Origin of the sequence: Stenotrophomonas sp. 1337, assembly GCF_031455455.1 — a bacterium.
Taxonomy (GTDB): domain Bacteria; phylum Pseudomonadota; class Gammaproteobacteria; order Xanthomonadales; family Xanthomonadaceae; genus Stenotrophomonas; species Stenotrophomonas indicatrix.
In genome coordinates this window covers 45729-58119 of sequence record NZ_JAVDSR010000010.1, presented here as the reverse complement: position 1 = coordinate 58119, position 12391 = coordinate 45729, and the positions used below count along the sequence as shown (strand labels likewise).

Here is a 12391-nt window from a genome sequence, read left to right as displayed (position 1 = left end):
GAGGAACGAACATGCGCCGTATCCTGCTTGTAGGTGTCGCCGTGCTGGCCATCGCCGGCTGCGAAAAGTCCAGCAACACGTCGATCACCCGCACCAATGCCAATGGTGTGGACACGCTGTACAGCAAGAGCACGGTGGTCGATGGCGTGGCGCGTTTCGAATGCATCGCCAGCAGCAGTGGCCAATGCCATTACCTGGTGCTGGCGCCGGGCTGCAGCACCGACACCGCTTGCGCGACGCCGCCGCTGCGCCGGTTCGCGGTGGCCGCAGGCAAGACCGAGCAGGTCAGTGGCCTGCCGAAGGACTTCCGCCAGTGCGTCAGCGACGTGCAGAAAGAACAATGCCACCGTGACTGAGCACGGTGGCATTGTGGCTCCCCCCGGATTGCGTTCGGCTCAGTAAGCCGGCTGCAGCGTCATGTCGTGATGGTGTTCGGTTTCACCGACATGATTCAGGCGACCCACCAGTTCGGAGTGCTGCTTCATGCGCCCGATCTCGGTCATGATGCGGATGTCCTCGTGGCGCAGCTCGCGCTTGGCGGTGACCGCCTGCTTGTAGTCCAGCACTTCCGGATAGTGTTCAGCCAGGTCCAGCGCTTCGGCCACGTGCTCGACGCTGTCGGCCTTGGAGGTGATGCGCGCGCGGCTGTTGAAGGCCTTCATCCAGCGTTCGAAGCCCGCTGTGCGGTCGAACATGTTGGCCATGAACCAGATCACGAACAGGATCGAGATCCACGAGCCGAACACCACGACCACGCGGGTGAAGGTGATGTGGTAATCGTCGCGCCACAGGTAATTGGTGATCAGGCCGAGGATCAGCAGCGAAGCCGCCTGCCATCCGACGATCGAAGTGATCAGCCATTGGCACTTGGCCTGGGCCAGCACCGCCACTTCATCGCGGATCTGCTGTTCGCTGAGGCTGCGCCAGTGCGCGACCTGTTTTTCGAACGGGCTGCTGTAGAGCTCGTTGTCGCGAAGCAGTAATCCCAAACCCTTGAACAAAGCAATCATGGCTGGCTCCTTGTGGAACGTGCGGCGATCTGCAGTGGACGGTGTGGCGGGTTCAGTTCTAGCACTTCCAGCGAGCGGTGCAATGGCCTCAAGGCCACGCGGCACAAGGGCTCAGCCTGAACAGGTGAATATTGGTGCGACGCAGCATTGCCCGCGTGGCCTGCGACAAGATGTCGCAGGGTGAAATGTGCTGCGCGCGCACATGAAACCGACGCTGAGCGGATGGGCTCGCTGTGCCGGTCGTGATCGACCAGAATCGGGGTGGACCGCGCAGGACGCGGTCCGTCCCTCCGCCGATCTGGACCCGTGATGCCGCCGTTGCTGCACCGTCTTTCCCGCCCCGTCACCGCGCCGATCCGGCGCTGGGTCCTGGATGCGTTTCCGCGTGGCCAGAGCGGCATCGACTACGACCATCCACTGGGCGATCCCGGCTGGTTCGGGCCGGACAGCGTCACCTGGCGGATGCACGCAGAGCTGCCCTCGATGCTGGCCGGCGGTCTGTGTGCGCTGATGCTGCAGACGCTGCATCCGCGCGCGCTGGCCGGTGTCTACGATCATTCCAATTTCCGCCAGGACCTGGTCGGCCGCCTGCGCCGTACCACTGCTTTCGTGGCCGGCACCAGCTACGCGCCGGCGCGCGAGGTGGAAGCGCTGGTGGCCAAGGTGCGGCGCATCCACGCGCAGGTCCGCGGGCATACCGCGCAGGGTGAGCCGTATGCCGCCGATGATCCGCACCTGCTGACGTGGGTGCACGTGACCGAGGCCTACGGCTTCCTGCAGGGCTATCGTCGCTACGGGCGCGAGGTGCCTGCCGCGATCGCCGACCGCTATTACGACGAGTACCGCTGCGTGGCCGAAGCGCTGGGCGCGGTGGACGTACCACGCAGTGCAGCGGAAGTGGATGCGTATTTCTGTGCACGGCAGCCGGAGCTGGTGGTGGACGAACGCTCCCGCGAAGTGCTGCAGGTGCTGTCCGGCGTGCGCCTGCCGGTGCCGGTGCCCGGCCTGTCGCGCGAGATCTTCCTCGGTGCCGGTGCCGCGCTGCTGCCGGACTGGGCCGAGGGCATGCTCGAGCGCAGCACGCGCCAGCGTGCGCAGGCCGCAGCTTCGGCGAAGCTGATGCAGGGCATGGCGCCGCTGTTCCGCCGCGCGCTGCCCGACGGCCTGGCGAGCCGCGCCTGCGCCCGCGTGGGTGTGCCGGTGGAATCGTTGCGCGAGTGGCCGGCATTGCCCCGGTAGGCGCCGACCTTGGTCGGCGCGCCTTGCCGCGGTGCCCATCCACGCCACGTGTGGATGGCGAAAAACTGCCAACCGAGGTTGGCGTCTACCCATGGAAATAAAACGGGCGCCTTTCGGCGCCCGTCTGCGTTACATCACCACACCTTGACCCGCTTGTCCGGGGCCAGGTACAGCTTCTGGCCTTCCTTCACTTCAAACGCCGGGTACCAGGCGTCGATGTTGCGCACCGTCAACGCGCGGAACTGGCCCGGTGCATGCACGTCGGTCAGCAGCGAATTGCGCAGCGCCTGCTCGCGGCTCTTGCTGCGCCAGGCCTGGGCGAAGCCGAGGAAGAAGCGCTGGTCCGGGGTGAAACCTTCCAGGGTCTGGCCCGGCTTGCCCTGCAGCGACAGCTGGTAGGCGTCGTAGGCGGTACCCAGGCCGGCGACATCGGCGATGTTCTCGCCCAGCGTCAGCTTGCCGTTCACATGTACACCCGGGAACGGCTCGTAGCTGCTGAACTGCGCGGCCAGTGCATCGCCGGCCGCGTTGAACTGCTTGAGGTCTTCGGCCGTCCACCAGTTGTGCAGCTTGCCGGTGTCGTCGAACAACGCACCGGCGTTGTCGAAGCCATGGCTGATTTCGTGGCCGATCACCGCGCCGATCGCACCGTAGTTCACTGCGTCGTCGGCGGCACCGTCGAAGAACGGCGGCTGCAGGATCGCCGCCGGGAACACCAGGCGGTTTTCCAGCGGCACGTTCATCGCGTTGATGGTCTGCGGCAGCATCGCCCACTCGCTGTGGTCGACCGGCTTGCCCAGCTTGGCGATGTTGCGCTGGTACTCGAACAGCTCGGCGCGCTGCGCATTGCCCAGCGGATCATCACGACGGATGTCCAGGCCGGTGTAGTCGCGCCACTTGTCCGGATAGCCCATGCCCACGGTCAGGCCGGCCACCTTGGCCTTGGCGCTGGCCTTGGTCTGCGGTGACATCCAGGCCAGTGCATCGATGCGCTTGGCGAAGGCGGCGATGATGTTCTTGGCCATCTCGTCGGCACGTTCCTTGGTCTTCGCATCGAAGTGCTTTTCGACGTAACGCTTGCCGATGGCCTCGCCGACGGCATGGTTGGCGTCATCCACGGCACGCTTCCAGCGGTCGCTCTGCTGCGGCGTACCGCTCAGCGCGGTGCCGTGGAAGGCGAAGCGCGCATCGGCGAACTTCTTCGGCAGGTAGGCAGCGGCGCGGTCCAGCGCGTGGAAGGTCATGTAGTCCTTCCAGGCATCCAGCGGCTCGGTGGCCACCAGCTTGGACAGGCCGGCCACGGCCTTGGGCTGCCACACGATGAAGTCCTGCTGCTGGCCAAGCTTGGCGGCGTCCAGGAACGCGGCCCAGTCCATGCCCGGGGCCTTGGCGTTGAAGTCGGCCTGGGTCCAGGGGTTGGCGCCCTTGGTCACGTCATTGGTTTCTTCCTGCGTGGCATGCGCCTGGGCGATCTTCGTTTCCAGGGCGAGGATGCGCTGCGCCTTGCCGGCCGGGTCGGCCACGCCGGCCAGCTGCAGCACCTGCGCGATGTAGGCCTGGTACTGCTTGCGCAGGTCGGCCATGCGGCCACCGCCCAGGTAGAAATCGCGGTCCGGCATGCCCAGGCCGCCCTGCACCAGGTACGGCGCGGTACGGTCCGGCTGCAGCAGGTCCACCGACACCCACAGGCCGAACAGGCGGCCGGTGTAGAAGTTGGTGGCATTGAGCAGGTCGACGTCGGCGCGCACGTCGCCGCCGAGGGCGCGGGCCAGGCCGGCCTTGTCGGCGATCGCATCGATGTTCTTCAGCTGCGGCTGCACCGGTGCCAGGCCGCGCTGCTCGATGCCGGCCTCGTCCATGTAGGCGGCGTAGTAGTCGCCGATCAGCTTGTCTTCGCCGCTGGCCTGGGCGTTGCCGGCAGCGCCTTCCAGGATCGCGCGGGTGTCGGCCTGGGTCTTCTCGGCAATCACGTTGAAGCTGCCGAAGCGCGAGCGGTCGGCCGGAATCTCGGTGTTCTTCACCCAGCTGCCGTTGGCGAAACCGAAGAAGTCGTCACCGGCGGCGATGCTGCGGTCCATGCCACTGGCATCGAAACCAAAGCTGCCCAGCATCGGCTTGGCGGCAGCGGGGGTCGCCTCGGCCGGTGCGGCGGTGCCGGCGGCCGGATCGGCCGGGCGGTCGCAGGCGGCCAGGGACAGGCTGGCAACGATGGCCAGTGCCAGGGTGGGGCGGCGCAGCTTGGACATGGACTTCTCTTGCGGCGGAAAACTCCAAGTCTAATCCGCTGCGGGCCGGCTGGACGTGCTCGACAGGGCCAGCACTGTGCGTGATCTGGCTGAACACGCCGCAGCGATCTTCACGCGGTCACCGGCGTGGTGCATGCTGCGGGCTGGATGTCTGCAGCACCCGGGGGAGGGCGCATGCAGGACGGGTCGAGGCGTCAAGAATGGCGTCCGCCGGCCGTTGAGGTCGGGGATGTGGAGGAATCGTTCGCGCATGAAGCCAGCCGACTGCACAGGGAAGACCGACCGATGCCGGCGCTGAGACACGCGCTGGCCCGGCCGTTGCGTGCCATTACCTGGGGCGGCGTGGTGCTGGGCGTGCTGCTGGCGGCAGGCCTGGCCGCGATGCTGGCCAACGATTACCAGCGCCGGCTGGAAGCCGCGCAGCGGCAGAGCCGGGCGCTGGCGATAGGCAGCGAGCGCCTGCTGGCACTGGAGCTGCGCAACCTGGAACGGGCGATGGCCGGCATCGCCGCCGATGCCGCCGAGCTGTTCCGCACGGTGCCTGCGCAGGCGCCCGCGCTGCTGGACGCCGCCATAGCCGGCGTGCTGCGCCGGCACGCCGAACTGCACAGCATTGTCGTGCTCGATACCTATGGCCGCGCCCTGACCGCCGGCAAGGGCGACCTGCAGCTGCCACTGTGGACCGATCCGCAGCGACGGGGGCAGGGCAGTGCGCTGTACATCGGGCCGCCGCAGCGTGCCAGCGACGGTGGCTGGGTGGTGCCGCTGGCGCTGCCGATGGCTGGCGATCGCTGGCTGCTGGCACGGCTGCGCTGCGGCGAACTGCAGCGGATCGTGGGCGGTCTCGATGTGGGGCCCAGTGGCCTGGCCTCGATCAGCGACGCCGATGGCTACATGCTGGCCCGTGTCCCCGATCCGCACGGCACCGTCGGCCGCCGTTACACGCTGCCGGCACGCACGCTGCTGGGCCGGCAGGCAGTGGTCGAGCTGGGCAGCATTCCCGGCGCGGTGGACCAGATACCGCGCATCTCCACCATCAGCACCCTTGAGCGCAGTCCACTGGCGGTGCAGGTCGGCCTGGCAAACGAAGATGTGCTGAAGCCGTGGTGGCCGTATCTGCAGGCGGCGATTGCCATCATGCTGGCCTACGTGGCGCTGCTGCTGGTGCTGCTGTACGCGGTGCGCCGCAGCACGCACCGGCAGCAGTCGATGGCCGAAGAGCTGCGCACCGGCCACGCCGAGCTGCGCCTGGCCCATCAGGTGGGCCGCGTATGCACTTGGTATGTCGACGAAGACGCTGCGCTGCTGCGCTGGTCACCGCTGGCGCGCGAGATCTTCGGTGTGCAGACCGATGCGCTGCCGGTGGCCGAATTCTTCGCCCGCGTGCACCACGATGACAGCGCACGCATGCAGCAGGCCTTCGATCAGGCCTTCGCCGGCAACGCTGTACTCGACGAAGAATTCCGCCTGGTGCTGCCCGGCGGTGCAGTTCGCTGGGTTGCCGCGCGTGGCCAGCGGGTAGCGGTGGTCGATCGGCAGCGGCGCATGATCGGCGCACTGACCGACCTCAGCGAGCGCTACCAGGCACGCGAGCAGATGCGCCAGGTTGAACGCCGCTTCCGCCTGTTGTTCGATCGCAACCCCGCGCCATTCTGGGTGTTCGACCCGGACACCTTGCGCTTCATCGAGGTCAACGAGGCGGCCGTGCAGCAGTACGGCTACAGCCGCGATGAATTCCTGGCGATGAGCATCCTCGACATCCGCCCACGCGAGGGCTGGGACGAGGTCAAGGGCGCGATCGCGCAGGTGCGCAGTGGTGAACTGCAGGACGCTGCGGTGCGCCTGCACCAGCGCAAGGATGGCACGGTGTTCGAAGTGCGCGTGCACCTGTCGCAACTGGATTTCGATGGCCAGCCCGCGTGCCTGGTGCTGGCCGAGGATGTCAGCGAGCGGCTGGCCTACGAGCGCGACCTGGCCTATCACGCACGCCACAACCCGGCCACCGGCCTGCTCAACGTGCGCGCACTGAGCGAACAGCTGGACGAGCAGGCCGGCGCCTACACCATCGCCTATGTGCAGCTGCGCGGGCTGCAGCTGGTGGCCGATACGCTGGGCCGCGAGATCGGTGATGCGGTCCTGCAGTCGATGGCCTCGCGCCTGGGCGGGCTGGGCGCGCGCTTCGGCCTGCTGGCGTTCCAGCCGGCGGAGGATTTCGTGCTGGCGATCGCGCCGGAACACAACACCCAGCGCGTGCTGGACGATCTGCTGCAGATCGTCTCGGCACCGATGCGCGGCCAGGATTCGCTGCACCAGTTCGAACCCCGCATTGGTGTGGCCGTACATGACGCCGACGCAGGCCACAGTGCCGAACAGGCGATCGGCATGGCCGCGCAGGCGGCGCACGCGGCCCGCGCCGAAGGCAACGTGGTGGCCTGGTTCGATGCGGCGGTGACCATCCGCCTGGCCGACCGCCTGCGCCTGGCCGGGCGCATCCACGCGGCCATCGACAACGAGTTCCAGCTGTACTTCCAGCCGATCCGGCACGCCAGCGATGGCAGCCCGGCGTCGCTGGAGGCGCTGCTGCGCTGGCCGCAGGCCGATGGCAGCTTCATCCCGCCCAGCGAGTTCATCCAGTTGTGCGAGGACACCGGCCTGATCCTGGCGTTGGGACGCTGGGTGATCCGCGCGGCAGCACAGGCGCAGCGGCGTCTGGTCGAAGCGGGGTGGGGCGAGCTGTCGATCGCGGTCAACGTGTCGGCGGTGCAGTTCTTCAACAGCGATCTGGTGGCCGAGTTCGCCCGCGCGCAGCAGGATTTCGGCCTGGCCCGTGGTGCACTGCACGTGGAACTGACCGAGAGCAGCCTGATGCGCAAGCCGGCACAGGCGATGCAGACCATGCAGCGCCTGCACGAGCAGGGCATCCGCGTGTCGCTGGACGATTTCGGTACCGGCTACTCGAGCATGTCCTACCTGCAGCACCTGCCGCTGGACGTCCTGAAGATCGATCGCAGTTTTGTGGCCGACGTGGAAACCAATCCGCGCAACGCATCGATCTGCCGGGCACTGCTGTCGCTGGGCCACAGCATGGGGCTGACGATCATCGCCGAGGGCGTGGAAACGCCGGGGCAGCTGGACTGGCTGGCCGCACATGGCTGCGACCAGGTGCAGGGCTACCTGCTGGGACGGCCGGCACCCCTGGAAAAGATCATCGCGCAGCTGGATGAGGTTGTCGCCTAGGCCGCGCTTCGCGCTCGCCGGGCATGGCCCGGCGCTACCGTGTCATGGGTGCGCTTCGCGCTTCGCCGGGCATGGCCCGGCGCTACCGTGTCATGGGTGCGCTTCGCGCTTCGCCGGGCATGGCCCGGCGCTACCGTGTCACGGGCGCGCCTCTGGTAGCGCCGGGCCATGCCCGGCGGACGCACGCTTACACCCCGGTTTCCACCAGGTAGTCGATGAAGCTGCGCACCTTGGGGGCGAGATGGCTGCGGCTGGTGTAGACGGCGAAGATGCCGATCGGCTCAGCTTCCCATCCGGGCAGGATGCGCACCAGGCGGCCATCGGCCAGCGCCTCGTGCAACAGGAAGTCCGGCTGCAGGATCACGCCCATGCCGGCAATCGCCGCTTCGCGCAGGACGTCGCCATTGTTGGCGCGCAGCAGGGTGGTCACTGCAACCTTCACTTCGCCACCCGGTCCCTGCAGGGGCCAGTGGTCGCCGGCGGCCCAGTAGCTGTAGCCGAGACAGGCGTGGGTCTGCAGATCCTCGGGGGCCTGCGGTGTTCCGTGTGCGGCCAGGTAGGCCGGTGCGGCACACAGGCTGATCCGCGATTGGCCCAGGCGCCGCGCGATCAGGCTCGGGCCCGGTTCGCGGGTGATGCGGATGGCCACGTCGTAGCCTTCTTCGACCATGTCCACCAGGCGGTCGGACAGCGCCAGGTCCAGTTCGACCTGTGGGAAGCGCTCGCGGTAACCGGCCAGCAACGGGCCGAGGCGGGCGATGCCCCAGCTGACCGGTGCGTTGATGCGCAGCGTGCCGGACGGCTCCAGCGCCTGTGCGCCGATGCTGGCCTCAAGCGCATCGAACTCGGCCAGCAGGCGCACGCACTGGGCGTAGTAGGCGGCACCGGCGCTGGTCGGGCTGACCCGGCGGGTGGTGCGGTGGAGCAGGCGGGTGGACAGGCGCTTTTCCAGTGCGGCGACCTGGCGGGTGACACCGGCCGTGGACATGTCCAGCGCCTGTGCGGCGGCGCTGAAGCCGTTGCGTTCGACCACCGCGACGAACACGCGCATGGCATCCAGGGTGTCCATTGTTGCGCCTTATGAAATAAATACGGTCGATCCATCGTATTTATCGGCAATAGAGGGCGCAATAACCTGTGCCCTGTCCCTACCGAGGTGCCCCATGAACGCGACCCCCACTCCCCTGTCCCCGCTCGCCCCGTACGCCGCGACCCTGCTGCGGTTGGCCCTGGGCGTGTTGTTCCTGGTCCATGCGCTGACCAAACTGCTGGTGTTCACTCCGGCAGGTACCGCGGCCTTCTTCGAGTCGCTGGGCCTGCCCGGCGTGTTGGGCTACCTCACCATCGCCGTTGAACTGGCGATTTCCGCAGCGCTGCTGCTCGGCATCTACGCGCGCTGGATCGGCCTGCTCGGTGTGCCGCTGCTGCTGGGCACCATCGTGACGGTGCACGGCGCCAACGGTTTCAGCTTCGCCAATGCTGGCGGTGGCTGGGAATACCCGGCGTTCTGGGCGCTGGCCCTGGTCGTGCTGTTCCTGCTGGGCGATGGCCGCTGGACCCTGCGTTCGCGCTGAACGTCCCCCGGCCCGCTGCCTGTTCCTGTGATTGGAGAAGATCATGTCCCGCCTGCCTTCGCTGTACATCTCCCACGGCTCGCCGATGACCGCCCTGCATCCGGGCCAGGTCGGCGTGCGGCTGGCCGAGCTGGCCCGCGATCTGCCAACGCCGCGTGCGATCGTCATCGCCTCGGCGCATTGGCTGGCCCGGCAGCCGCTGGTCGGCAACCATCCGCAGCCGCCCACCCTCCACGATTTCGGCGGCTTCCCACGCGAACTGTTCGCGCTGCAGTACCCGGCGCCCGGTGATCCGGCGTTGGCTGAAGAGGTGGCGGGCCGCATCGCCGCCGCCGGCCTGCCGGTGGCACTCGATCCGCAACGTGGCCTCGACCACGGCGCGTGGGTGCCGCTGCGTCTGCTGCACCCGCAGGCCGACATCCCGGTGGTGCCGGTGTCGATCCAGCCGATGCTGGGCCCGCAGCATCAGTTCGCGCTGGGCCGTGCGCTGGCGCCGCTGCGCGAACAGGGCGTGCTGCTGATCGGTTCGGGCAGCATCACCCACAACCTGCACGACTGGGGCCACTACCAGGACGGCAAGCAAGCGCCCTACGTGCGCCCCTTCATCGATTGGGTGGAGCAGCGGCTGGCCGCCAATGACCGCGATGCTCTGTTCGACTACCGCCGACAGGCACCGTTCGCCGAGCGTGCGCATCCCACCGATGAGCATCTGCTGCCGCTGTACTTTGCGATGGGTGCGGCGGGGGAGGGTGGCTTCGGTGCCAAGCGCATCGATGCGGGTGTCGATGCCGGCTTCCTGGCGATGGACCTCTACCGCTTCGATGGTGCCGACCGCGCTCAGGACGCGGCATGACCCCACCGCTGCTGCCAGGGCTGGAACGCCCTGCACAAGGACGCGTGCAGGGCCGGTTGGCAGTGGTGCATGACGACGTGGCCAGCACGCCGGCCTGGATCGGGCGGCGCTTGCTGTCGCGGTCCTGACGCGCATTCAGATCGCTGGGCGCAGTGGCGGCCTGCTGTGTTAAGTTTTTTCCCGTCCCCCGGCGCACTCCGGTTTTTCCGGCCCCACGCGCCGCTCCTGTGGAAGAAGCATGCACACCATCGAAGTCGTCCTGGCGATGCTGGTGGCCGTTGTCGCCAGCGGTTACCTGGTTCGCGTCCTGCCATTCTCGTTGCCGTTGCCGCTGGTGCAGATCGGCCTCGGCGCGGTGATCGCCGGCGTATTCAACCGCGGCCATGCACTGGAACCGGAAGTGTTCTTCCTGCTGTTCCTGCCGCCGCTGCTGTTCCTCGATGGCTGGCGCATTCCCAAGCAGGGCCTGTTCCGCGACAAGGGCGCGATCCTCGAACTGGCGTTCGGGCTGGTGGTGTTCACCGTGATCGGCGCGGGCCTGCTGATCCACTGGATGATTCCGGTGATGCCACTGGCGGTGTGTTTCGCGCTGGCCGCGATCGTGTCACCGACCGATCCTGTGGCGGTCGGCGCGATCGCTGCCAAGGCACCGATTCCCAAGCGCCTGATGCACATCCTGGAAGGCGAGTCACTGCTCAACGATGCCTCCGGCCTGGTCTGCTTCCGCTTCGCGGTGGCGGCGGTGATGACCGGTACCTTCTCGTTGGCGACCGCCTCGCTGACCTTCGTGTGGGTGGCGGTGGCCGGCCTGGCCGTCGGCGTGGCGGTCACCCTGGGCGTGTCTACGTTCCAGCGCTGGCTGTGGCGCCGTTTCGGCGAAGAGCCGGGCGCGGCGATGCTGGTCAACCTGCTGATCCCGTTCGCGGCGTACCTGCTGGCCGAAGAGATCAATGCTTCGGGCATCCTCGCTGCGGTCGCAGCGGGTATTTCGATGAGCTACGTGGAAATGACCGGCCGTGTCTCCGGCAGCATGCGCGTGCAGCGCGCCGGCGTCTGGAACATGCTGCAGTTCAGCTTCAACGGCATCATGTTCGTGCTGCTGGGCGAGCAGCTGCCGGGCATCGTCGAACGCGCCACCACCACCATGAACGAGAGCGGACACCAGAGCGCGTGGTGGCTGCTGGTGTACGTGCTGGTGATCAACGCGACGTTGATCGCGCTGCGCCTGCTGTGGGTGTGGCTGTCGCTGCGCTGGAACCTGCTGCGTGCGCGTCGCCGCGGCCTGGAGCGTGGCGAGGCACCGAACTGGCGCATCGTGGTGGCCACCTCGGTGGCGGGTGTGCGTGGTGCGATCACCCTGGCCGGCGTGTTGACGCTGCCATTGTTCCTGCCCGATGGCAGCCCGTTCCCGGCACGCGACCTGGTGATCTTCCTGGCTGCTGCGGTGATCCTGTGCTCGCTGGTCGGCGCCAGCGTGGCGCTGCCGCAGCTGTTGAAGGGCCTGCAGCTGCCGGCCGATTCGGGTGAGCGCAAGGAAGAGGATCTCGCCCGCAAGCTGTCCTCGAAGGCCGCGTTGGCGGGCGTGGAGCGCATGCGCCAGCAGCTGGTGCTGAACCAGAACACCGAGAACGTGCAGCTGTACAACGACGCCGCATCGCGGGTGAGCCTGCTGTATCAGCGGCATCTGGACCGCGACAACCCGGACGTGGACCCGGAAAAGGTGAACCGGATGGAGATGGGCTATCGCCAGCTGCGCAGCGCCGGCCTCAATGCCGAACGCGAGGAACTGTTCCGGCTGACCCGCCGCGGCGTGGTGTCGGACGAGATCGCACGGCGGCTGATCCGCAACCTCGACCTGCTGGAATCGCGCAAGCGCGAGTGACCGGTATGCCGATCGGGCTGCCGATCGGGGTCAGATCCCTTTCCGCAGGAAAGGGATCTGACCCCGCCCCGGGACCGCCGGTTACTCCGGCTTCTGTTCCAGGAAATACGCCTCGACCTTGCCCTTGACCTTGATGGTCATCGGGTTGCCGCGACGGTCACGGGCCTTGCCGGCCTGCACGCGGATCCAGCCTTCGCTGACCGAGTATTCCTCGACGTTGTCGCGCTCGACATCGTTGAAGCGCACGCCGACGCCGCGCTCCAGGGCCTGCGCATCGTGGAAGGGGCTGGCCGGGTTGATCGCCAGGTGGTCGGGAGGGGTATCGCTCATCGCTTCATTCACAGTGACGG

General features: G+C 67.6%; 11 protein-coding genes. 7 read left to right on the top strand and 4 right to left on the bottom strand.

Going from position 1 to position 12391, the window contains the following annotated elements:
• The first annotated feature begins 11 nt into the window (after positions 1 to 11).
• Positions 12 to 356 carry a hypothetical protein gene (locus J2X70_RS14490; protein ID WP_088099863.1) on the top strand — a complete coding sequence of 115 codons (345 nt, stop codon included), beginning with the start codon at positions 12 to 14 and terminating at the stop codon, positions 354 to 356.
• 39 nt (positions 357 to 395) lie between these two features.
• Here the strand turns inward: J2X70_RS14490 and J2X70_RS14485 are convergent, their stop codons facing one another.
• Positions 396 to 1010: a hypothetical protein gene (locus J2X70_RS14485; RefSeq protein WP_025878393.1), complete on the bottom strand. Its 615-nt coding sequence runs from the start codon at positions 1008 to 1010 to the stop codon at positions 396 to 398.
• 309 nt (positions 1011 to 1319) lie between these two features.
• Between J2X70_RS14485 and J2X70_RS14480 the strand changes: the two genes are divergently transcribed.
• Positions 1320 to 2249, top strand: coding sequence for an oxygenase MpaB family protein (locus J2X70_RS14480; RefSeq protein ID WP_154879243.1), 930 nt, complete (start codon positions 1320 to 1322; stop codon positions 2247 to 2249).
• Positions 2250 to 2383: 134 nt separating this feature from the next.
• On the opposite strand, the gene J2X70_RS14475 is transcribed toward J2X70_RS14480, so the two are convergent.
• The gene (locus J2X70_RS14475) at positions 2384 to 4495 is read right to left on the bottom strand and encodes a M13 family metallopeptidase (protein ID WP_309910924.1); all 2112 of its coding nucleotides are present in this window, start codon (positions 4493 to 4495) and stop codon (positions 2384 to 2386) included.
• Positions 4496 to 4669: 174 nt separating this feature from the next.
• Between J2X70_RS14475 and J2X70_RS14470 the strand changes: the two genes are divergently transcribed.
• A complete protein-coding gene (locus J2X70_RS14470) occupies positions 4670 to 7732 on the top strand; it encodes an EAL domain-containing protein (RefSeq protein ID WP_032952063.1) in 3063 nt (1020 codons plus the stop codon).
• A gap of 187 nt (positions 7733 to 7919) precedes the next feature.
• Here J2X70_RS14470 and J2X70_RS14465 read toward each other — a convergent pair whose 3' ends face one another.
• Positions 7920 to 8801: a LysR family transcriptional regulator gene (locus J2X70_RS14465; RefSeq protein ID WP_025878397.1), complete on the bottom strand. Its 882-nt coding sequence runs from the start codon at positions 8799 to 8801 to the stop codon at positions 7920 to 7922.
• Positions 8802 to 8895: 94 nt separating this feature from the next.
• Here J2X70_RS14465 and J2X70_RS14460 point away from each other — a divergent pair, with 94 nt between their 5' ends.
• From J2X70_RS14460 to J2X70_RS14445, 4 genes are all read left to right on the top strand, one after another.
• Complete coding sequence (locus J2X70_RS14460) at positions 8896 to 9306, top strand: DoxX family protein (RefSeq protein WP_033830247.1); 411 nt, start codon at positions 8896 to 8898, stop codon at positions 9304 to 9306.
• Positions 9307 to 9349: 43 nt separating this feature from the next.
• Positions 9350 to 10159, top strand: a complete 810-nt coding sequence (locus tag J2X70_RS14455; RefSeq protein WP_025878399.1) for a class III extradiol ring-cleavage dioxygenase — start codon at positions 9350 to 9352, stop codon at positions 10157 to 10159.
• Positions 10156 to 10287 (top strand): hypothetical protein, encoded by a 132-nt coding sequence (locus tag J2X70_RS14450; RefSeq protein ID WP_263930282.1) that lies wholly within the window; start codon positions 10156 to 10158, stop codon positions 10285 to 10287. The genes J2X70_RS14455 and J2X70_RS14450 overlap by 4 nt, the downstream gene beginning before the upstream one ends.
• Before the next feature lie 110 nt (positions 10288 to 10397).
• A complete protein-coding gene (locus tag J2X70_RS14445; protein ID WP_025878400.1) occupies positions 10398 to 12041 on the top strand; it encodes a Na+/H+ antiporter in 1644 nt (547 codons plus the stop codon).
• 81 nt (positions 12042 to 12122) lie between these two features.
• On the opposite strand, the gene J2X70_RS14440 is transcribed toward J2X70_RS14445, so the two are convergent.
• Positions 12123 to 12371, bottom strand: a complete 249-nt coding sequence (locus J2X70_RS14440) for a DUF3297 family protein (RefSeq protein ID WP_025878401.1) — start codon at positions 12369 to 12371, stop codon at positions 12123 to 12125.
• Between the last annotated feature and the right edge of the window lie 20 nt (positions 12372 to 12391).